Genomic DNA, 21,107 nt, shown 5'->3' with positions numbered 1-21,107 from the left:
CGACTTGCGCAAGCAATGAAGTAGTTTGTGGTGAAGTGCTTTGTGGTGAAGCACCTTGCCACGCCCGTCACCCTTCTTCCGCCAGTACGACGATCTGGTCCCCTTCGCGCAGGGTCAAGGGCTCGGTCCTGGACGGGTTGAGGCGCACCCCGTACGAGGGCGCGGTGTCGCGGTCCCGGCCGAGCCGGTAGCCGATCGCGGTCTCGCCCCGTCTGCGGGCGGCCTCGACGGCGGTCGCGAAGGTGGCCTCGGCGCCGGGCACCAGATAGTGGTCCGCCGGTTTGAGGTAGATCTCCGAGCCGGCCGGGTCGAGGAGGATGCGCAGCACCCGGTAGAGCCGCTGGTTCTCGGCCAGTTGCGTCAGCAGCAGGCAGATCAGCTTGTTGCTGACGATGAAGTCGTCGGCCTTGGTGACCTGGGCGACCTCGCGGTTGCTGTCGTTGTTCATCTCCGAGACGATCGAGTACGGGTCGCCGAGTCCGACTTCGATGTCGCGCAGGTGAAGCAGCGTCACCAGCGTCTGGTTGTCGGCCTCCTCGGGGTCGACGGTCTCGTCCGAGAGGACGAGGATGTGCTGGTAGCCGCCGGGGGAGAGGGCCTCCAGCGACCGCCTGTTCGTCGGTTCGCAGCGCCTGTGCCCCAGCCGGAGGCGTTCCGGCACGAGGTCGTCGAACCCGGCCGGGCACGCGGGCGAGGCCACGTCGAGGGTGGAGTCGGGCCGGGCGAACCGGTCCAGCAGCTCGATGATCTTCGCGGCCCGGGAGTTCCAGCCGATCAGCAGCGTACGGTCGGGGGCCGGCGGCCGCCCGGTGCCCCGGGCGATCGCCGCCTCCACGATCGGCGGCGGCTCGTCCGCGAGCCGGATGTACTCGTCGTCCCAGGCGACCAGGATGATGTCGTCCTCCGCGCCGATGAGGGTGTCCATGGCCGGGTTCAGCAGGATCCGGCCGTCCGCCCGTGCCACGCCGATGGGCACGCCGAGGGCGTAGCGGTGCAGGGCGTCCCCGTAGGAGACCCCGGTGAGGGCCGGTTCCCGGGCGATGTAGATCTCGTTGCCGTAGAAGCTCAGCAGTTCGTTGCAGACCGTGGACAGGCCGGCCTGCCGGTGCGACTGCACGGTCAGCCGTACGGCGAGGTCGTCCGCGTCGACCACCAGTCCGCTCGGTCCCGCCGCGAGCCGGGCGGCGGCGAGGTTGCCCTCGTCCTGCACGGCCGCGATCAGCGGCGGCCGCTTCTTGGCCCACGGTCTGTTGTTGAGGACCAGCAGCACTTTGATCACCCTGGTGTCGCTGTCCCGGGAGAACGACGGCAGCACGACGACGGCCTGCGCCGTGTCCGGGCTGACCAGCTCCAGGTCCGCCTGCTTCAGCGGATTGCCGGACCGGCAGATCACCTGCGTACGGCGGGTGTCGGGGACCCGCAGCCGGATCTGCTCCTCCATGTCCACCTTGTCGCGGTCCGCCAGGATGACCACGCAGGAGCGCCGCTGGCTCTGATTGGCCTCGGCCAGCTCCTCGACCACGGTGAAGACCTGCTCCGACCAGCCCAGGACGACGGTGTGGCCGCTCTCGATGATCGGTGAGTGCCCCTTGCGCAACTGCTGGATCCGGTGGTCCAGCCCCGTGGTCAGCACACCGATGAGGGTGCTGACGATGAAGATGCCCCCGATGGTCACCATCAGCATCAGCGCCAGGAACGCCCAGCCCCCCGTGTCCCCGCCCATGGTGCCGGGGTCCAGGGTGCGCAGCATGCTCATCCACGCCACGCCCGCCCAGCCGCCGTTGGCTTCGGTGTCCTCGTCGGTGAACGTCACCACCAGCACGGTCGTCACGCCTATCAGCGCCAGCGACGCCATCGCCAGCCAGCCGATGAGGGCCGGCGTGCCACGGTCCATGGTGCTGTCGAACCAGTACCGCAGCCGCTCCCGCCACTTCACCGCACCACTCCCGCCGTCCGCCGCCGACGGGGGTGGTTCTACCCTCGTCGGGGCGCCGGTAGCCCGGTCCGCGCGCCGGTCACGCGCCGCTGGGCCGGGCCCGTACGTGCATGCGCTCGCCCTGCGGACCGAAGAGGCTGAGGAACTCCACCGGCTCGTCCCCGGCGTTGGCGAAGCCATGGGGGACGCGGGTGTCGAACTCGGCGGCCTCACCGGCGGTGAGGACGAGATCGTGCTCGCCGAGCGCCAGCCACAGCCGCCCCGACAGGACGTAGAGCCACTCGTGGCCCTCGTGGGTCTTCTGCCCGGGCCGTACGTCCTTCACCTCCCGGGCCGGGACGATGTGCTTGAAGGCGCGCAGCCCACCGCCGAGGTCACGGGTCAGCGGGATGAAGGTCTTCCCGTCCCGGGTGAACGGGCGGGGGTGGACGCGCGGGTCGCCGGTGGGAGGCGCGCCCACCAGCTCGTCCAGCTGGACGCCATAGGCCTTGGCCAGCGGCAGCAGCAGTTCGAGGGTCGGCTTGCGCTGCCCGGCCTCCAGCCGGGAGAGGGTGCTGAGCGAGATCCCGGTGGTCTCGCTCAGCCGCGCCAGGGTGACCCCGCGGTCGTGGCGCAGCGCCCGCAGCCGGGGGCCGACAGCGCTGAGCACCTGGGGAATGTCGTCGTCGGTCATCCCTCCATTTGCCGTTCCGGCAAGAAATTTTGTCAAGCGGCCGGGGTCCGGGCGAGGCTCGACACGGACCCGCGACCGAAAGGGAAGACTCCCGATGAGCATCAGCGAGCACCAGCACCAGCACCAGCACCAGCACCGCACCGAGGACGTCGATGCCGACGTCGACGTCGCGGAGTACTGGGAGCGGCGCTACCAGGAGCGCGAACGCGTTTGGAGCGGCAGGGCGAACCCCGTCCTCGTCGACGTCGTCGAGCCGCTGCCGGCCGGCACGGCCCTCGACCTGGGCTGCGGCGAGGGAGCCGACGCCGTCTGGCTGGCCCGGCGCGGCTGGCGGGTGACCGCCGCCGACGTGTCCGCCACCGCCCTGGACCGGGCCTTGGGCCACGCGGCCGACGCGGGCGTCGCGGACCGGATCGACTTCCAGCGGCACGACCTGGCCCGCACCCTCCCCGACGGCTCCTTCGACCTGGTCTCCGCCCAGTTCTTCCAGTCGAACGTGGAACTGCCCCGCGAGCGGATCCTGCGCGCCGTCGCGGAGAAGGTCGCGCCCGGCGGCCTCCTGCTCGTCGTCACCCACGCCACCGTCCCCCCGTGGTCCTGGCACCCCCACGAGGACGCCGCCGTCCCCACCCCGGAAGAGGAACTCGCCGCGCTGGGCCTCGCACCGGACGGGTGGCACCCCGAGCGCCTGGACACCCCCGCCCGCCACGTCACCGGCCCCGAGGGGCGGACGGCCACCGTCACCGACAACGTCATCGCCCTCCGGCGCGCCGCGCGTTGAGCACGCGGGCCCGCCCGGCGGGGTTCCCTCCGGAACCCCGCCGGGTAGGGTCGACGGCCATGGACAACGCCATGGACATGAACATCCTCGTGCTCGGTGGTACGTCGTTCGTGGGCCGCGCGATCGTGGAGGACGCCTTGCGCGGCGGCGCCCGGGTGACCCTGTTCGGCCGGGGCAGGACGGGCACCGGCTTGTTCCCCGGGCTGACCCGGCTCATCGGCGACCGGGACACCGGCGACTACGCCGCGCTGCGCGACGGCCGTTGGGATGCCGTCGTGGACGTCAGCGGCTACGTCCCACGGCACGTCGGCCAGGCGATGGACGCGCTGGGCGACCGCGTCGGCCGGTACCTGTTCATCTCCAGCCACGCGGTCTACGACAACACGGGCCTGCGGCCGGGCTCCGACGAGGACACCCCCCGCCGCCCGCCCGTACGCGACACCGAGGTGCTCGACAACACCACGTACGGCCCGTGCAAGGTCGCCTGCGAGGACGACGTCCTGGCCCGGTACGGCACCCGGGCCACCATCGTCCGGCCCGGCAAGGTCGCCGGCCCGTACGACCCGTCGGACACCTTCACCCACTGGGTGCGACGGGCCGCCCGGGGCGGCCGTGTCGCCCTGCCCACCGACCCCGCCCAGCCGGTCCAGATCGTCGACTCGCGCGACCTGGCCCGCCTCGTCGGCCGGCTGCTCGCCGACGACCGCCCCGGCGCTTTCCACGCCGTGGGCCCCGCCGAACCCACCACGCTCGGCGGCCTCATCCGCACCTGCGCCCGCGTGGCCGGGACACGGGTCGAGATCGTCCCCGTGACGGTGGCCCCCGACGAGCTGCCCCCGCTCTTCCCGCTCCTGCGCCCGGACTGGCCTTCTCAACAGCGCAGCGCGGCCCGCGCCCGGGCGGCGGGCCTGCCCGCGACCCCGCTGGAGGTGACGGCGGCCGACGTCCTCGCCTGGGACCGCGCCCGCGGTCTGCCGGCGCTCCGGCGCGGTTTCAGCCCCGAACAGGAGAGGGAACTGCTGGCGCGCCACGGCGGCCCGGCCCCGGCTTCCGGGTGAACGGAGGGGACGGGCGGTGTCACGCCCCGGTGTCCGAGGAAGGCATCAGGCGCGAACACCGAGGAGCGAGGAGGGCGCTGTGGAGATGCCCCGAGTGGCCGTGTGCGAGGTCGCCGAGTGCGCGTACAACGAGGACACCGCCTGCCATGCCCTGGCCATCACCGTGGGCGACTCGACCCGCGCGCGCTGCGACACGTACTTCGTCCACCCGTCCAAGGGCGGCGACGCGTCCGCCGTGGGACGGGTGGGGGCCTGCCACATGGCCGGGTGCCTCCACAACGTCGGGCTCGAGTGCCAGGCCCCCGGCATCACGGTGGCCGCCCTCCAGGACGCGGCGGACTGCCTGACATACACGGCGCGGTGACGGTCAGTCGCCCGCGAGTTCCGCCGCCTCGTGGGCGTCGAGGAGCGGGCCGGTGAACTGCCGCAGCGTCCCCCGCCCCCGGTCACGGACCAGCACATGGAGGGTCAGATACGGGGCCACCGCCTCCATGAAGGCGGCGGGGGTGTTGGAGCGGACGACCGGGACCCGGTTGTACGGGTGGGTGTTCTCCGCCCCACGGTCCTCGTACCCCCACCGCGCGGGCACGGCGCGCAGCAGCGCCTCGCCGATGTAGCGCACGGCCCCGGAGGTGAAGTCCGCGTTGGGCGCGGCGTCGATGGCGGCACGGTCCGGGTAGCGCGACAACAGCAGCGGCTCCAGCGCGTCCAGGGAATCGAGGCCGAAGTCGAAGGGGAAACCGGCCGGAAGATGGGCCCGGCGCCACTCCTCCAGGGCGGTGTCCATGGTGGCCAGCCACTGGTCGAGGAACGCGCACGCGGGCCCGGTCATGCTCGCGCGGTCCTCGGCCATGTACGCCTCGGTCCGGCCGGGATCGTTCAAGTTCTCCGCCTCCATCGTCGCCGGGACCGTCCGCCCGGGAAATCCGCCGCCGCTACGGTACAGGGACGCGTTCGGCGTTCTGACAGCGCAAACGCCCATGTCGGTTCACTCGAACGGTAGATAGGCGCCGACCGCTCGGCACGCCCACGGTTTGCCCACCCATGGGCGTAGCACCGCCGGACCGGGGCATACTCCACGACCGTGACGGAAAAGCCCGCCCTCGTACCCGCCCCCGGGGCGCACCCGCACCCCGCCCCGCGCCGACGCCGCCGCGCCCCCGTCTACGAGCTGATCGACTGCGCGCTCCACGGACATCACCTCGTCGGCACCGACGCCGCCGCCGTGCGCGGGGCGGACGCGCTCGTCGTCCGCGAGACGGACGACGGGACGCGCTGGCACCGCTGCCTCCGCTGCGACGCGTGGCTGCCGCTGCCCGCGCCCGCCCGGCCGGAGCGGGAGTTCCCGCCCGGCCGGGAGGAGATCGAGCTCCCGCTGCGGGGCAGGCCGCTGCGCGACCGGTACGTCCTGCGGCTGATCGCCATCGACCGGATGGTGCACTTCGTCGTTCTGGCCGTGCTCGCCGCCGCCGTCTTCGTGTTCGTCCATGAGCGGGGCCGGCTCCAGAAGCCGTTCTACCGGATCGTCGACGCGATCCAGAACGGCGTCGGAGGGCCGAGCGGGCTGTCGAACCACGGGCTGCTCAAGGACCTGGACAAGGCGTTCGCCGCGCACACCTCCACCCTCTGGATCGTCGGCCTGGTCCTGGCCGCGTACGCGCTGCTGGAAGGAGTCGAGGCCGTGGGGCTCTGGTACGCGAAGCGGTGGGCGGAGTACCTCACCTTCGTGGCGACGGCGGTGCTGCTGGTGCCGGAGGTCTACGAGCTCACCGGGCACATCACCGTCACCAAGATCCTCACGCTGGTCATCAATCTGGCCGTCGTGTTCTATCTGCTCATCGCCAAGCGGCTGTTCGGCGTCCGGGGCGGCGGCAGGGCCGAGGCGGCCGAGCGTGCCCACGACACCGGCTGGGGTGCGCTGGAGCGGGTCTTCACGGGACGTGCTCACCCGCCCGCCGCACCCGGCATGTCCGGCAGCGCCCGATGAACCGCTCCGTGTCGCACACGCCGCCCGAGGCGGCCATCTCCGAAGCGGCGGGCCCGCCGGAGGCCTCCCACCACAGCCACTCGGCGTACGTCGCGAACGCCTCCTTCAGCCAGAGGTCCCGCCAGCCGCTGATGCCCACGTGGTTGCCGAACCACCCCGCCGCGTCGTCCAGTTCGGGCAGGCCGACCGGCCGGGGCACCCCGTGGTAGGCCACGGTGACCTCGACGGGCTCGCCCGCCGGCAGGGGGCGTCCCGCTACGAGGTGGAGCTTCCTCTTGCGGTGCCGGAAGGCCACGGCCGTCCCCGCGACCGTGACCCGGGTGACGCACAGGCGCGCCAGGTCGAGGTCGAGTGCGTCGAGCGGGTGTTCGGGGACGACGGTCAGGGCCGCGTCGGCGAGGACGCGGCCCGAACCGGGCTTCCAGTCGAGGCGGATCCGGTAGCGCGCCACATGGAAGGCCGTGCTCCCGTGGCCGGGGAAGTAGCGGTGCCGCCGCCGGGCCGGGTGGCGCACGCTCTCAGCGGGCCAGCCGGCCCAGCAGGGAGGCCGCCGCGGCGATGCCCAGGAGCGCGGCGAGGGTGAGGACGGCGAAGTCGGTGACGAGATGGGCGTGGGTGCCGATGAGGAGCCCGCGCAGGGCGTCCACCTGGTAGCTGAGCGGGTTCACGGCGCTGAACGCCCGCAGCCAGCCGGGCATCACGTCCACCGGGTAGAGGGCGTTGGAGCCGAAGAACAGCGGCATGGTGATGGCCTGGCCGATGCCCATGAGGCGGTCGCGGGTGAGCACGATCCCGGCGATCGTCATCGACAGACAGGAGAAGAAAGCCGAGCCGAGGAGGACGACCACGAGGACGCCCAGCAGCCGCAGCGGGTTCCAGGTGAGCGCGACGCCCAGGACCGCGGCGATCGCGATCACGACCACGGCCTGGATCACCGCCTTCACCCCGGACGCGAAGGCCTTGCCCGTCACCAGCGCGGCCCTGGGCGTGGGGGTGACCAGGAGCTTGGTGAGGACACCGGAGTCCCGCTCCCAGATGATCATGATGCCGTAGAAGATGGCGATGAACATCGCCGACTGGGCGATGATCCCGGGGGCGAGGTAGTCGATGTACGGGACGTTCCCCGTGGGGATGACCCGCATCCGGGTGAAGGTCTCGCCGAAGATCAGCAGCCAGAGCGCCGGCTGGATGGCCCGTGTGTAGAGCTCGGTGCGGTCGTGCCGCAGCTTCTGGAGCTCGACCGCGCACATCGCGGCCACCCGGGCCGGGACGACCCGCAGACCGCTGCGGGCGCGCGGCGGGGTCAGCAGCAGCGCGAACCGCTGGTCCGGGGCGACGGCCGGGCCGGGCCCGGCATCAGCCGACGCGGGACGCGGTGCGGCGGGTACGGCGGACATCGCTGAACTCCCCTCGCTGATCGGGGCCGGGATCGCCCAGCCCGCTGCCCGCGAAGTGCCGGAAGACGTCCTCCAGGGACGGCGGCGGCGAGCTCGTGTCACCGGACTCCCGGCGGTGGGCGACCAGTTCCGCCTTGAGCTCCCCGGGCGTCCCCAGGGCGCGGATACGCCCGCGGTGCATCAGCGCCAGCCGGTCGCAGCGCTGGTCGGCCTCCTCCATGGAATGGGTGGTCACCAGCACGGTCATCCCCGTGACCGAGCGGATGTCGGCGATCCGCTCCCAGACGCTGTCGCGGGCGATCGGGTCCATCCCGATGGTCGGCTCGTCCAGGATCAGCAGGCGGGGGGCGCTCACCAGGGCCTGGGCGAGCTCGAGGCGGCGGACCATGCCGCCCGAGTACGTACCCGCCGACCGCTGCGCGGCGTCGGCCAGGCCGACCGCGTCCAGCGCCTGCGCGACGCGCGCGGCACGTTCGCGGCGGGGGACGTCGAAGACCCGGGCGAAGAGGGCCACGTTCTCGCGGCCGGTGAGGTTGCCGTCGGCGGACAGCTGCTGGGGCACATAGCCGAGCAGCCGCCGGACGGCCATCCGCTGCCGGGCCGCGTCGTGCCCGAAGACCTCGACGACACCCGGCGGGACGGGCAGGAGCGTGGTGATCGCGCGGATCGTGGTCGTCTTGCCCGCGCCGTTGGGCCCCAGGAGGCCGAAGACCTCGCCCTGCTCGACCCGCAGGTCCAGGCCGTCCACGGCCTTGGTGGCGCCGAACGAGTAGTGCAGATCCGTGCAGCTGAGGGCCGCGGTGTCGGCGGGTTCCCCGGAGGTCTCCGGGCGGTGGGTGGTGGAAGTGGTCATGGCACCTCCGCGGTGTCGGAAGCGATGCCGCGTGGGCGGCGTCGCCGTCAGACGGGGTCCGCGTCCCGTAGCGACGCGGACAGCCTGCGCAGCGCCGGCAGCGCCGCCGCCAGAGCCGCCCGGTCCTCGTCCGTGAGCTCCCGGACGTGGTCCCGGAAGAGTGCGGCGCGCCGCGCGTCCCAGTCCCGAAGCCGTTCCCCGCACGACGGCGTCGGGAAGAGCAGCGCGGCGCGCCCGTCCCCGGGGTCGGCCTCCCGGAGCAGCAGGCCGGCCGACATCAGTTGATTGACCAGTGTGCTGACGGTGTTGGCGGCCAGGCACAGCTCGCGGGCGGCGGCCGAGACGCCGATGCCGGGGCGGGCCGTGACCAGTCGCATCAGTTCGACCTGGGCGCCACGGGGCCGTGGCACCGGAAGGCCGCTCCACAGCCTCCGGCGGGCCAGTCGCTGGATACCGGACAGGACCCCGGCGAGCTCGTCGGGCAGACTCCCTGCGGCCATACCATCATTTTAGCTCTGTGTAAGAGCTACCGACAGACGCCGGCACGCGCCGGTTCGGCCCCGGCGCACGCCGCGTGCGCCGCCCTGCCGGACGGCACCACGCGCTTGGCCGGCTCGGCGTCCGCGCCGAGACCGAAGGACCGGTGCAGCGCACGCAGCGCGTCCGGGAGCCGGCCGGCGGGGCAGAGCACCGAGATCCGGGTCTCCGACGCCGTGATGCTCTCGAACCGCACGTCCGCCCTGGCCAGCGTCTCGCAGAACGCCGCGATCGCGCCCGTGCTCGTCCGGACGCCGGAGCCGACGAGCGAGACCTTGCCGATGTCGTCGCGGCAGGTCACCTTCTCGTGGCCGATCTCCGCCCGGTGCTCGCACAGCGCCGCGAGCACGGCGGGCACATCGCTCTTGGGGAGGACGAACCTGATGTCACCGGCCTCTTCACCGGCTTCGTGCGCCGGCGGCTGGACGACCGTGTCGATCTCGGCACCGGCGTCGGCCACCACCCGGAACACCGTGGACACGGCCCCCGGACGGGCCGGGACGGCGGTCACGGTGACCTCGGCCGTGGACAGGTCGTGCGCGACGCCCGCGAACGGCGCGCGCTCCGGGCAGGCGGCGTGTTCCGCGCACGCCCCGCGCTCCGGTTCGTCCGGGCACGCCGACACCACCGTGCCGGGGCAGCCGCCGTCGGAGGCGCGGACGCGCACGGTCACACCGTGCCGGCGCGCGTACTCCACACTGCGCGGGGCCAGCACCTTCGCGCCGCTCGCGGCCAGCTCCAGCATCGTGTCGTAGTCCAGCCGGGACAACGGCCTGGCCTGCGGCACCAGGTGGGGGTCGGCGGTGTGGACGCCGTCCACGTCGGTGTAGATCTCGCAGACGTCCGCCTTGAGCGCCGCGGCCAGCGCGATCGCCGTGGTGTCGGAGCCGCCGCGGCCCAGCGTGGTGTCCTCGCCGGTCTCCCGGCTGACGCCCTGGAACCCCGCGACCAGCACGACCATCCCGCGGTCGAGCGCCTGCCGCACCTGGGTGGGCTCGACGCCGATGATCCGGGCCCGGCCGTGCACCGAGCTGGTGATCACACCGGCCTGCGGGCCCGAGAAGGAGCAGGCCGGCACCCCCAGCGACTGGACCGCCATGGCCGTCAGCGCGTTGGAGATGCGCTCGCCGGCGCTCAGCAGCATGTCGAGCTCGCGACGCGAGGGGACCGGTGCCATCTCCCGCGCCAACCCGAGGAGCTGATCGGTGGTGTCGCCCATGGCGGAGACCACCACGACGACGTCGTGGCCTTCGTCGTGCGCGGCGACGATGCGTTCGGCGACGCGCCGGATCCGCTCGGTACTCCCTACCGAGGAGCCGCCGTATTTCTGGACGATGAGCATCGTTCGGGGCCTTCCACTACGGAGTACGTGCGGTTGAGTCGCCTACGGGGGCGACGGGGCGCGGGCGGTGACCGCGTCGACAAGGATCGAGCAGGCGGTGTCGACGACCTCGGCCGTCACATTGAGCGGCGGCAGGATCCGTACGACACAGTCGTCCCGGCCGCCGAGCTCCACGATCAGCCCGTGGCGCAGCGCGTGGGCCTGTACGGCGGAGGCGGCCTCGGTCGCGGGCCGGCCGGTCACCGGATCGGCCAGCTCGACGCCCCACATCAGGCCCCGGCCCCGCACCTCGCGGACCCATGGACGGCCCGTCAGCGCCGCCAGCCGGCCGGCGATCTGCTCGCCGCGCCGCCGGACGTTGCCCAGCACGTCGTCGCGCCGGATCACCCGGATCGCCTCCACCCCGGCGGCGAACGCCAGCTGGTTGCCCCGGAAGGTGCCGATGTGGGCGCCGGCCTCCCAGGTGTCCAGCGCGGCGTCGTAGAGGATGACGGCGACGGGCATGCCGATGCCGCTCAGGGCCTTGGACGCCACGACGACGTCCGGCTCGATGCCGTACTGCTCGAAGGCGAACCATGTGCCGGTGCGCCCGCAGCCCGTCTGCACCTCGTCGACCACCAGGGGGACGCCGAGGTCACGGGTCAGGTCCCGCACCCGCCGGACGAATTCGGGGCGGGCCGGGACGACGCCGCCCTCGCCCTGCACCAGTTCCAGCAGGACGGCGGCGGGCAGCGGGATGCCGCCGAGGCTGTCGGTCAGCGCCTGCTCAAGGTACTCGGCGCGGTTGTACGGGAAGAAATGGACGCCGGGCATGGTGTTGGCCACGTTCCGCTTGGCGGACACCAGGCCGCTCAGCGCCATGGCGGCGTGCGTACTGCCGTGGAAGCCGCCCTGGAAGGAGATGACGTCCCCGCGGCCGGTCGCGGTCTTGCACAGCTTGATGGCGGCCTCGACCGCGTTGGCGCCGGTGGGACCACAGAAATGGATCTTCATCCTGTCGCGCAGCCCCGGGCGGAGCATGGACAGCTGGGCCTCGGTGAAGGCGTCCTTGACCGGGGTGGGGAAGTCCAGACCGTGGGCGAGCACCCCCAGCTGCCGGGTCACGCTCGCGACGACCTCGGGGTGGTTGTGGCCCAGCGAGAGCACCCCGGCGCCGGCGAGGAAGTCGATGAAGACATTGCCGTCGACGTCACGGACGAAACTCCCGGAGCCCTCCTCCAGAGCGATGGGCAGATGCCTCGGGTACGTCCGGGCACTGGACTCCCGGAGCTCCTGACGGGCCAGCAGCTCGGCGGAGAGCGGGCCGGGCAGCTCGCCTTCGACATACGGGGCGGTCAGCGGGCGGGCGGTGACGAGCGAGGTCATGACGCGCCTCCTGCGGTCGCTTCGGGGCTTTCCGCGGTCGTCCGGGCGGGGGCGGCGGGCCGGGCGGGGATGCCCCGCCAGCTCGTGCCGCCGGGCAGGGACTCGCCCTTCATGACGAGGGACATCGAGTCGAGCCGGGCACCGGAACCCACCCGCGCGTCGTACAGGACGACGCAGCGCACGCCGACCGACGCCGACGCCCCGACCGTGACGTGGGACATCTTCATCACCCGGTCCTCGAACAGATGGGTCTGGAGGGAGGTGACCTCCCCGACCGCCGCGTCGTCCCCGACCTCGACCAGGTCGAACTCCGTCAGGTACGTGGTGGACAGCCACACCCGCCGCCCTATCCGCGCCCCGAACAGGCGCAGCACCCAGCAGGCCCAGGGCGTGCCGGTCAGCAGATTGAGGAAGGCGGGCACGACCAGGTTCTCGAACAGGCCGGTGACCAGCTCCGTGCGCCGGACCCAGATGCTCCACAGCGGCTCCTGGCGCGGCCGGTAGCGGCCCACGACCAGCCACTTGACCGCTACCGTGATCAGGGTGGCGGCCAGCCCCGCCACCAGCACCAGGGCCGGGCCGAGGAGGAAAAGCGCCAACGGGCGGAAGGCCTCGGCCACGCGCAGCGCGACGTAGAGGCTGCCGAGGCCGCACAGCGCGCCGATCGTCGCGGGCAGGGTCACCCGGAAGTACTCGATGGCCAGGCGCGCGGCGATCAGCCCCCGGCTCGGGCTGTAGGTCAGCCTCGGGTCGAACGCCTTGCCGGCCTCGCGGTGCGGAAGGAAGATCGCGGGGGAGCCCAGCCACGTCGTCTCGGGGGCGACGGGCGTCTCGGGCGCGAGGGAGTGGACGCCCAGGAGGGCGTTGTCGCCGACCCGGCGGGAGCCGGGCACCAGCGCCCCGTTGCCGACGAAGGCGCGCCGTCCCACCTCGGCGGGCGCGAGCGCGATCCGGCCCCGGTGGTGGACGGCCGGGCCCACCATGCTGATGTCGGCGACGAAGCTCTGCTCGCCGATGACCAGCATGTCGGGGTCGACGAAACTCACGGTCGCCACTTCCGCCCAGCGTCCCGTCCGCGCCCCCAGCCGCCGCAGGAAGGGCACGAGGTAGAGGGTGGAGTACAGGGCGTGGGTGAGCGTCAGGCTCAGCGTGAGCATGCCGTCGCTGATCCACTTGCGTACCCCGAAGGCGCCGCGCTCGGCGTGGAGCCCGGCGGGCGCGCCGGGCATGACGGCCCGTTTGACGAGGAGGACGGTCGCGCAGACGGCCAGCACGGTCAGCGGTCCGGCCACGGCCGCCGCCGCGCAGGCCCAGGCGAAGCCGTAGTGCCAGGCCGCGTAGGCCACCACCCACGTGGGGATGGAGATCACCAGCAGCGGGACGAGCGTGAAGAGCAGCGCTCCCGCCGCGTAGCCGGCCAGTACGGGGACGGGCCAGGGCCGTTCGTCGTCGGCGCGGGCGGCCATGTCGGCCAGCAGGGGCGGGACGGCGTCCCGGCGGGTCGCGGGCGCGCCGGCCCAGTGCTCGCCGGCGGGGACGACCCGGTCCTCGGGGACGAGCGACTGCTCGCCGACCGAGGCCCCGTCGCCGATGACGGCACCGGGGAGCACCACGCTGTTGGCGCCCACGAAGCAGCCGGAGCCGATGCGCACGGGCGCGAGCCGCAGCCGTCCGCCCGAGACGGTGTACGGCTGGATACGGGCGCCGTAGCCGACGGCGGTCCGGTCGCCGATCTCGACGAGCGCGGGCGGGAAGACGAGCGCCGACAGATGGCAGCCCCGGCCGACCCGGGCGCCGAGCAGCCGCAGACAGCCTGCGTAGAGCGGTGAGCCGGGCAGCAGGGCGACCGGCGACGTGGCGAGCACCCTGCCGTGCAGCCAGAACCGTAGATAGGTCACGCCCCACAGGGGGTGGTCCCCGGGTCGTACGCCGGCCATGAGCAGCCGGCAGACGAACAGCGGCAGCACTCCCAGGGTCAGGGCCAGCCAGCCCGCCGTCAGCAGCAGGAACGCGGGCGTCGGGAGGTGGACGACCGTGTCCAGGGCGCTGCCGGGCAGGGGCGCCCGCACGGGGACGCGCCACGTTCCGAAGAAGCGGTACAGCACGGCCACCGCGGCGAGCGACGGCAGCAGCAGCCACACATACAGCGCCACGAGCTGGGCCATGCCGCAGCCCGCCACGCGGAGGGTGGAGTGGCGCAGGGGCGGGGCAGCGGGTGTTTCGCGGGCGGGTGTCCGCGCGTCCGTGGACGCGTCCGTGGACGCGATGAAGGCGGCCAGGTCGCGGACGGTCGGGTGGGCGTAGAGGTCGCCCATGGCCACGTCGCTGAGCGCGGGGTCCTGGCGCATCCGGGAGATCAGCCGGGCCGCGGTCATGGAGTGACCGCCGAGGTCGCAGAAGAAGTCGTCCTCGACGGAGATCCCGACGGAGATCCCGCCGTCGGCGCCGTCGGCGTCGCCGGCGCCGCTCGCGCCCAGGATGTCCTGCCAGAGGGCGGCCAGCCGCCGCTCCAGCGGTGTCGCCGGGGCGGTGCGCGGCCGGGTGCGGCGGGCGAGCGGCGGGGAGACGGGCGGGGGCAGCGCGGCCCGGTCCACCTTGTCGGCGGCCAGCAGCGGGAACTCGGGGAGCACTTCCAGGAACGAGGGGACCATGTAGCCGGGAAGCCTGTTGCGCAGCCGGGCCCGCAGCCGTTCGCGCAGTTCCTCCTCCGGGGGCCGGTCGGCGGCGTGGCCGGTGAGGGTGACATAGCCGATCAGGCCCTGGGCGACGCCCTCGCGCTCCAGGGGGGTGACGACCGCGTTCCCGACCGCCCGGTCCTCGCGCAGAATCGTTTCGATCTCGGCGAGTTCTATGCGGTAGCCGCGGATCTTCACCTGGGTGTCGGTGCGGCCCAGGTATTCGAGCTCTCCCGCCCCGGTGAAGCGGCCCCGGTCGCCCGTGCGGTAGACGCGCGGGGCGTGGTCGCGGTCGTCCGGTACCGGGTTGGGGACGAAGCGCTCGGCGGTCAGCTCGGGGCGGTTGACGTAGCCCAGGGCGACGCCGGGGCCGCCGATGCAGATCTCGCCGCTCTCGCCCCGGGCGACCGGGCGGAGCTTTTCGTCGAGGACGTAGACACGGTAGGTGGGCAGGGGCGTGCCGATGGTGACCGGCCGGTCGGGGGCGAGCTCGCCGCAGGTCGCGGTGACGGTCGCCTCCGTGGGGCCGTAGGCGTTGAGGATGCGCCGGCCGGGGCGCCACCAGCGGCGCACCAGGTCGGGAGGGCACGCCTCGCCGCTGACGAGCAGGCTGCGCAGGGTGGGCACCTCCGCCTCCAGCGTCATCAGGAGGGTGGGGACGCAGCACAGCACCGTGATGCCGTGCTCGATCAGGAAGTCGTTCAGCCCCTCGCCGGCCCGGCGGTCGTCGCCGGGCCCGGCGACGAGGGTGGCCCCGGCCAGCCACGTCGGCCATATCTCCTCGACGGCGAAGTCGAAGGCGAGGGAGAGGCCCTGGTAGACCCGGTCCTCCGGCCGTACGCGGTAGACGGGGGCGACCACGCGCAGGAAGTTGACGATGCTCGCGTGCGAGACGGCCACGCCCTTAGGCCGGCCGGTGGTGCCGGAGGTGTAGATGACGTAGCAGAGCGAGGACGGACCGGCCCGGACCCCGGGCCGGGTGTCCGGCCGGCGGGCCAGCAGTTCCTCCGCGCGGTCCAGTTCGAGGACGGGACAGTGCAGGTCACGGGTCTTCTCGGCCAGGGACGAGGTCGTCACCAGGTCGGACAGCTCCGCGTCGTGGGCGATGAACGCCAGCCGGTCGGCAGGGAAGGACGGGTCGAGCGGCACATACGCGGCGCCCGCCTTGAGCACCGCGAGGAGGGCGGCGTAGCCGTCGGTGGAACGGTCGAGGAGGATTCCCACCCGGGAGCCCTCCTTGGCGCCGCGCTCCCGGAGCAGATGGGCCAGCCGGTTGGCCCGGCGGTCCAGCTCCGCGTAGCCGAGGCGCCGTCCGTCGCAGATGACGGCGGTGCGGTGCGGGGCTTTGGCACAAGCGTATTCAAAGTATTCCGCCAGGGTCCGGACGTCGGGCGGCACGCCCGTGGCCCGGGTCCTGGCGGACCCCGCTGCTGTTGTCGACTCTGCCATGACCTCTCCCTGCGGGGCGGATCCGCAGCATGTCTGCCTTGCTGTCCATATGTACGGATTGATGAGGTGCGCTGTTCAACCGATGGGCCCGGATGGACGGCGTCTGCGGAATCTTTACGTCGAGCTTTTGACAAGTGGAATGTAGCGTTTTATCCCTCTTCTTCTTCCACGGTAAGTAACGTGACCGCGAAGGGGAAATGGAGGGGCGCTGGGCGTCGGGGACGGCGTGGGGCCTGTCCGGATCCGGGGTGTACGGCGCCGGGCGCGGCGGCCATGCTTGAGCGGCGTCCGACAGGCCCGTCATGGGGAAGGACTCCGCATGAACCTTCACGTGAACCGTCCGAACCGCCGGCTGAGATCCTTGGGCACCGTGGTCGCGAGCGTCGCGCTCGCCCTGACCGGGGCAACGGCCACGGCGGCGCCGTCGACGCCGCCCACGACGACATCGACACAGGCCGGCCCGCTCTTCAACCTACGGAACGCGGCCGACCCGAACGGCAACAAGTGCGTGGGGCTGGCGAACAACGGCAGCACGGCGAACGGGACGATCCTCGTCCTGTGGGACTGCCACCTGAACTTCGATCAGTGGTGGTACCAGGGCGGCGACGGCGTCTCCCTGCGCGGCAACGCCTCCGGCTATCCGTACGGCAAATGCATAGGCCTGGCGGACAACGGCAGCACCGCGAACGGAACGCGCCTGGTGCTGTGGGACTGTCACCTCCACCCCGACCAGTGGTGGCGGATGCAGGCCCTGGGCGACGGCAACGTCGCCCTCGTCTCCGGGGCGGGCCAGGACAAGTGCGTGGGGCTGGCCAACAACGGCAGCACGGCGAACGGGACGCCGTTGGTCCTGTGGGACTGCCACTACCACCCCGACCAGCGGTGGTTCACGCGTTCGTAGCGCGCCGAGGACATCTACGCGCGGCGGACGTAGAGTTCCACGGGGTTGAAGCCGACCGGGTCGGGGACCCGGGGCGGGACGCGGCGGAAGCCGGCCCGGGCCAGTGTGGAGCGCACGGCGATGCCGTCGATGTACTTGTCGTGGATCTCCATCACGATCCGCGCCACCCGGGCCATCCACGGCCGGGGCTCGGCGAAGATCCCGGTCTCGCTGCCCTCTACGTCGACCTTCAGCAGGTCGACGCGGTCGATGCCGTGCTTGTCCAGCAGCCGTTCCACGGTGACGGCCCGGACCGTGCGCGACGGCCGGGCCAGGACGTTCTCCAGCCGGTGGGGGCGGCTGCGGCGCAGCTCACGGACGGCGGGGACGGCGGTGCAGGTGTCCCAGAAGCCGCTCACCGCGAACTCCAGTTCCCCGTCCCGGCCGTCGACGGCCAGCGGCTCGACGATCCATTCCAGGCCGGACAGCGCCGCGTTGCGCCGCAGCACGGCGAGGCTCTCCGCGATGGGCTCGACCGTCAGCAGCCGGCGCGGCCGGTAGCGGGCCGTCAGATAGGCGGCGGCCAGGCCGGTGTTGCCACCGAGGTCCACCACCGTGTCGAGGGTGGTGAGGGGCTCGTCCAGCGCGTAGACGGCGTCGAGCTCGTAGAAGCGGCGCAGGAACACCTGCCACAGGATCAGCAGATCGCTCTGGCTTCTCCGGACGACCACGGACGCGGGGCGGTCCGGGGTGGCGAAGCGGAAGGAGAGTAACGTCTCGCCGTCGAGGGGCGTACCGGCGGCACCCGCGAAGCGCCGGGCCATCCAGTACGGCACCGTCACCCGCCCGGCCCCCCGCGCCCGCCCGGCGCCCACCGCCATGTCCCGCACACACCCGGCCGCCTCCCGCGCCAGCACCCGTGCCGTGCCCGTCCCCGCAGCCCGGTCGGCGTCCGACCGCAGATACGCGAATCCCATCGCCCTCCCCCTTCAGCGCCCTTCCGGTGCGTCCTGAAGACCATCACGGTACGTGAAGGACCGGTGTCCTCCGGGTGGTTCGGGGAGGGATGCCGTCGGACGGAGTACGCCGCGCGACGGTGGGTGACCGGGTGGGAACGGTCAGACCCGGGCCGTCGCGACGGCCTCCCGGCTCGGCGCCGGGGTGGTGAGGCGGGCGCGGACGAGGCGGTGCTGGGCGGCGCAGGTGGTGGCGATGAGGGTGCCGAAGGCCGTCCAGCCCAGGGGGCCCGTGGCGATGGCCGCGGTGACGGCCAGGGGGCCCATGGCGCGCTGGGTCGCCTGGGCGAGGCCGTGGACGCCCAGGTAGGCGCCCTGGGCGGTGTCGGGGGCCAGGGCGATGGACAACTCCCAGGACACGGTGGCGTGGAGCATCTCGGCGAGGGTGAAGCCGGTGGCCGCGAGGGTCAGGAAGATCGTGGCGGGCACGGCGCCGGGCGCGGCGGAGGCCGCCATGGCGACGCCGGACGCGGCGAAGACGGCGCCCAGGGGGAGGAGTAGCGCTCGCGACCTGGCGGTCGTGGCGCCGAAGCGGGCGAGGGGCACTTGGAGGGCCACGACCAGCACGCTGTTGAGCACCAGCAGCAGGGGGACGAGGCCGTGCGGGGCGTCGGTGGCGCGGATCGCCCACAGGGGCAGGCCCACCCGGAAGACGGCGTCGTCGAGGAAGAGCACGGTCTCGCTGACCACATAGGCGAGATACATGCGGTCCCGCCAGGGGTTCGTGGGACGTGCCGCCGGTACGGGCCCCGAGTCGCCCGTGACCGTGCGGGCGGGCGCGGACACCTCCGCGCAGCGCAGGACGATCAGGGCGGCGGCGACGAACGAGAGGGCGTCGCCGAGGAGGAGGCCCGTGTAGACGGTCGTCGTGCCGGCGGAGAGGGCCGCCGCCGCGCCGAGCCCGCCGACGGCCCAGCCGGCGTTGGCGACGGTGCGGTGGACCGCCTGGTAGCGCACCCGTTCGGGCCCGGCGATGCGGGAGGCGTAGAGCTTGGTGAGCACGCTCGACGCCCGGTCGCCGAAGCCGCCGGCCGCCGAACAGATCAGCAGGAGCGTGTAGTCGTGGGTGAGGAGCAGGCCCACGGCGGCCGCGGTGCGCAGCAGTTGGAGGGCGGCCAGGACACGCACGACCGGCAGCCGGTCGGCCAGCAGCCCGCCGGCCGGCGCGCCCGCGATGCCGACGATCCCGGCGGCGGCGACCAGGGTGCCGACCTGGGCCACGCCGAGGTGGGCGACGTAGGTGAAGTACAGGACCGAGGTGGCGGCCCACAGGCCGCTGCCCACCCGGTCGACGAGGGCGACCGCCAGCATGCGCCGCCCGTCCCGCCCTCCTGGTACGCGTGCGTTGACTGCGGCGACGGCTGTGGTGATCCATCCGCGATCCGAGCTCAAGGTTTCCCCCGATTCCCTTGCCGACCAGATATGTATCAATACATAATTGACGATGTGGCAACACAATATGCGATCACTGGTACGACAGCCAAGGCCCTTTCCGCGTCCGTCGAACGGGCCGTGACCGAGGGTGCTCTGGAGCCCGGCGCCGCGCTGCCGCCGGTGCGCAGGCTCGCGGAGGACCTCGGGATCAGCCCCGGCACGGTCGCGACCGCCTACAAGGAACTGCGGCGGCGCGGGATCGTCGTCACGCGGGGGAGGGGCGGCACGGTCGTCGCACCCGCCCCCGCCGTGGCCTCCCGGCGCCCGCCCAAGGTGCCCGAAGGGCTGCGCGACCTGGCCGGCGGCCACCCCGACCCGGCCTTCCTCCCCGACCTCCTGCCGCCCGCCCGGCTCTCGCCCGGCGCCCGCTCCCACCGCTCGTCCCCCCGGCTGCCGCGCCTGGAGGACGCCGTCCGCGCCTGGCTGGGGGCCGACGGGGTGCCGGTGGAGCACGTGACGTTCGCGCACGGCGCGCTGGACATGATCGGACGGCTGCTGTCCGTGGAGCTCCGCCCGGGCGACGCCGTGGCCATGGAGGACCCCGGCTACCACCACATGCTCGACCTCGTCACGGCGCTCGGGCTGCGCACCGTCGCCGTCGCGGTCGACGACGAGGGCATGCGCCCCGAGGCCCTGCGCGCGGCGCTGCGCACGGGTGTGCGCGCCGTGGTGTGCAGCCCCCGGGCGCAGAACCCCTACGGCGGCCGCTTCACCCCCGCCCGCCGGGACGCGCTGGTGGCGGTCCTGCGCGAGGCGCCCGACGTCCTCGTGATCGAGAACGACCACGCGGGGAGCATCGCGGCGGCCCCCCTCCACACCCTCACCAGTGGTGGGCTCGCCCGCTGGGCGCACGTCGCGACCGTCACCAAGTACCTGGGCACGGACCTGCGCTGGGCGGCCGCCGCGTGCGACGCGACGACCCTCGCCCGGCACGACGGGCGGATGCTGCTCACCTCCGGCTGGGTGAGCCACCTCCTCCAGGAGACGGTCCTCGGCCTGATGACGGACTCCGGGACCCGGGACCTGGTGCGCCGGGCCCGCGACGCCTACGAGGAACGGCGGCTGGCCCTGGCCGGCGAGCTCGGCCGGCACGGCATCGCGGCCCGCGGGGTGAGCGGCATGAACGTCTGGGTGCCCGTGCGGGACGAGTCCGCCGTGGTCAACGGGCTGCGGACGTACGGCTGGTGGGTCGCGGCCGGGGCGCGCTTCCGGATCGGCAGCGCGCCAGGGGTGCGCATCACCGCCGCCGGGCTGCCGCCCGCCGACGGGCGGCGGCTGGCCGCCGACTTCGCGGCGGTGCTGGGCGAGTCCCAGGCGACGTACGGGGGGTGAGGTACACGGCGGGGGATCAGCGCCGCTCGAGCTCCTCCTTGAGGACGACGGCGGCGCTGATGTCCTGGGCGCGGGTGGCCGTCAGCAGGGTGAGCGGCCGCTCACCGGCCACCTCCCGCAGATGTCCGAGGGCGTTCTTGTGCGTCGCGTCACCGTGCAGCTCGGCCCGGTAGCGACGGCCGAACTCGGCGAACTTCCCCGGGTCGTGGCCGTACCAGGTGCGCAGCCCGGTCGAGGGGGCGACGTCCTTGCACCACTCGTCGAGGGCGGCGGCCTCCTTGCTGAGGCCGCGCGGCCAGATCCGGTCGACCAGCACCCTGTCGCCGTCCGCCGCCGCGGGTTCCTCGTAGACCCTCCGTACCCGGATGTCACGGGCCTTCTTCGCCGTCACC

At 73.1% G+C, this 21,107-nt stretch carries 19 protein-coding genes; 6 read left to right on the top strand and 13 right to left on the bottom strand.

All coding sequences use genetic code 11. The features are described from left to right. Positions 1–67 precede the first annotated feature (67 nt). Together RM609_RS00950 and RM609_RS00945 are read right to left on the bottom strand one after the other, a co-directional pair. Positions 68–1,936, bottom strand: coding sequence for a CASTOR/POLLUX-related putative ion channel (locus RM609_RS00950; protein WP_311607054.1), 1,869 nt, complete (start codon positions 1,934–1,936; stop codon positions 68–70). Between the two features lie 79 nt (positions 1,937–2,015). Further along, on the bottom strand, positions 2,016–2,609 hold the full coding sequence (locus RM609_RS00945; RefSeq protein ID WP_311607053.1) for a helix-turn-helix domain-containing protein: 594 nt from the start codon (positions 2,607–2,609) through the stop codon (positions 2,016–2,018). Between the two features lie 94 nt (positions 2,610–2,703). Here RM609_RS00945 and RM609_RS00940 point away from each other — a divergent pair, with 94 nt between their 5' ends. The 3 genes from RM609_RS00940 to RM609_RS00930 all read left to right on the top strand — a co-directional run bounded on the left by RM609_RS00940 (position 2,704) and on the right by RM609_RS00930 (position 4,812). Further along, positions 2,704–3,390 carry an SAM-dependent methyltransferase gene (locus RM609_RS00940; protein ID WP_311607052.1) on the top strand — a complete coding sequence of 229 codons (687 nt, stop codon included), beginning with the start codon at positions 2,704–2,706 and terminating at the stop codon, positions 3,388–3,390. Between the two features lie 59 nt (positions 3,391–3,449). After that, positions 3,450–4,448, top strand: coding sequence for an NAD-dependent epimerase/dehydratase family protein (locus tag RM609_RS00935; protein WP_311607051.1), 999 nt, complete (start codon positions 3,450–3,452; stop codon positions 4,446–4,448). An 85-nt stretch (positions 4,449–4,533) separates the two neighbouring features. Then, on the top strand, positions 4,534–4,812 hold the full coding sequence (locus RM609_RS00930) for a DUF1540 domain-containing protein (RefSeq protein WP_311607630.1): 279 nt from the start codon (positions 4,534–4,536) through the stop codon (positions 4,810–4,812). Positions 4,813–4,815: 3 nt separating this feature from the next. On the opposite strand, the gene RM609_RS00925 is transcribed toward RM609_RS00930, so the two are convergent. Further along, positions 4,816–5,331, bottom strand: a complete 516-nt coding sequence (locus tag RM609_RS00925; protein WP_311607049.1) for a hypothetical protein — start codon at positions 5,329–5,331, stop codon at positions 4,816–4,818. Positions 5,332–5,532: 201 nt separating this feature from the next. Between RM609_RS00925 and RM609_RS00920 the strand changes: the two genes are divergently transcribed. Next, positions 5,533–6,435, top strand: coding sequence for a DUF2127 domain-containing protein (locus RM609_RS00920; protein ID WP_311607047.1), 903 nt, complete (start codon positions 5,533–5,535; stop codon positions 6,433–6,435). Here RM609_RS00920 and RM609_RS00915 read toward each other — a convergent pair. The 7 genes from RM609_RS00915 to RM609_RS00885 are packed head-to-tail and all read right to left on the bottom strand — an operon-like array spanning position 6,380 to position 16,053. Next, complete coding sequence (locus RM609_RS00915) at positions 6,380–6,949, bottom strand: M1 family aminopeptidase (protein ID WP_311607045.1); 570 nt, start codon at positions 6,947–6,949, stop codon at positions 6,380–6,382. The genes RM609_RS00920 and RM609_RS00915 overlap by 56 nt on opposite strands. 4 nt (positions 6,950–6,953) lie before the next feature. Continuing rightward, positions 6,954–7,832, bottom strand: coding sequence for an ABC transporter permease (locus RM609_RS00910; protein WP_311607044.1), 879 nt, complete (start codon positions 7,830–7,832; stop codon positions 6,954–6,956). Further along, entirely contained in the window at positions 7,792–8,685 is an 894-nt protein-coding gene (locus RM609_RS00905) for an ABC transporter ATP-binding protein (RefSeq protein ID WP_311607043.1), read from the bottom strand. Before RM609_RS00905 ends, RM609_RS00910 begins: the two co-directional genes overlap by 41 nt. 47 nt (positions 8,686–8,732) lie before the next feature. Then, positions 8,733–9,185 (bottom strand): MarR family winged helix-turn-helix transcriptional regulator, encoded by a 453-nt coding sequence (locus RM609_RS00900; protein ID WP_311607041.1) that lies wholly within the window; start codon positions 9,183–9,185, stop codon positions 8,733–8,735. Positions 9,186–9,211: 26 nt separating this feature from the next. Next, the gene (locus RM609_RS00895) at positions 9,212–10,564 is read right to left on the bottom strand and encodes an aspartate kinase (RefSeq protein WP_311607039.1); all 1,353 of its coding nucleotides are present in this window, start codon (positions 10,562–10,564) and stop codon (positions 9,212–9,214) included. A 42-nt stretch (positions 10,565–10,606) separates the two neighbouring features. After that, positions 10,607–11,929, bottom strand: coding sequence for a diaminobutyrate--2-oxoglutarate transaminase family protein (locus RM609_RS00890; RefSeq protein ID WP_311607037.1), 1,323 nt, complete (start codon positions 11,927–11,929; stop codon positions 10,607–10,609). After that, positions 11,926–16,053: a Pls/PosA family non-ribosomal peptide synthetase gene (locus RM609_RS00885; protein ID WP_311607035.1), complete on the bottom strand. Its 4,128-nt coding sequence runs from the start codon at positions 16,051–16,053 to the stop codon at positions 11,926–11,928. Before RM609_RS00885 ends, RM609_RS00890 begins: the two co-directional genes overlap by 4 nt. A gap of 319 nt (positions 16,054–16,372) precedes the next feature. Here RM609_RS00885 and RM609_RS00880 point away from each other — a divergent pair, with 319 nt between their 5' ends. Further along, positions 16,373–16,954, top strand: a complete 582-nt coding sequence (locus tag RM609_RS00880) for an RICIN domain-containing protein (RefSeq protein ID WP_311607033.1) — start codon at positions 16,373–16,375, stop codon at positions 16,952–16,954. Positions 16,955–16,968: 14 nt separating this feature from the next. On the opposite strand, the gene RM609_RS00875 is transcribed toward RM609_RS00880, so the two are convergent. Continuing rightward, positions 16,969–17,910, bottom strand: a complete 942-nt coding sequence (locus tag RM609_RS00875) for an FkbM family methyltransferase (RefSeq protein WP_311607032.1) — start codon at positions 17,908–17,910, stop codon at positions 16,969–16,971. 141 nt (positions 17,911–18,051) lie between these two features. Continuing rightward, positions 18,052–19,260 carry an MFS transporter gene (locus RM609_RS00870; protein ID WP_311607031.1) on the bottom strand — a complete coding sequence of 403 codons (1,209 nt, stop codon included), beginning with the start codon at positions 19,258–19,260 and terminating at the stop codon, positions 18,052–18,054. A 135-nt stretch (positions 19,261–19,395) separates the two neighbouring features. On the opposite strand from RM609_RS00870, the gene RM609_RS00865 reads away from it, so the two are divergent. Further along, positions 19,396–20,715 carry an aminotransferase class I/II-fold pyridoxal phosphate-dependent enzyme gene (locus RM609_RS00865; protein WP_311607029.1) on the top strand — a complete coding sequence of 440 codons (1,320 nt, stop codon included), beginning with the start codon at positions 19,396–19,398 and terminating at the stop codon, positions 20,713–20,715. A gap of 16 nt (positions 20,716–20,731) precedes the next feature. Here RM609_RS00865 and RM609_RS00860 read toward each other — a convergent pair whose 3' ends face one another. Next, positions 20,732–21,106 carry a DUF488 domain-containing protein gene (locus RM609_RS00860; RefSeq protein WP_311607028.1) on the bottom strand — a complete coding sequence of 125 codons (375 nt, stop codon included), beginning with the start codon at positions 21,104–21,106 and terminating at the stop codon, positions 20,732–20,734. Position 21,107 lies beyond the last annotated feature (1 nt).

Source organism: Streptomyces hesseae, assembly GCF_031845785.1.
In the GTDB taxonomy this organism is placed as follows: domain Bacteria; phylum Actinomycetota; class Actinomycetes; order Streptomycetales; family Streptomycetaceae; genus Streptomyces; species Streptomyces hesseae.
Note: the sequence above shows the minus strand (reverse complement) of the source record. Positions and strands in the feature narration are given on the sequence as shown.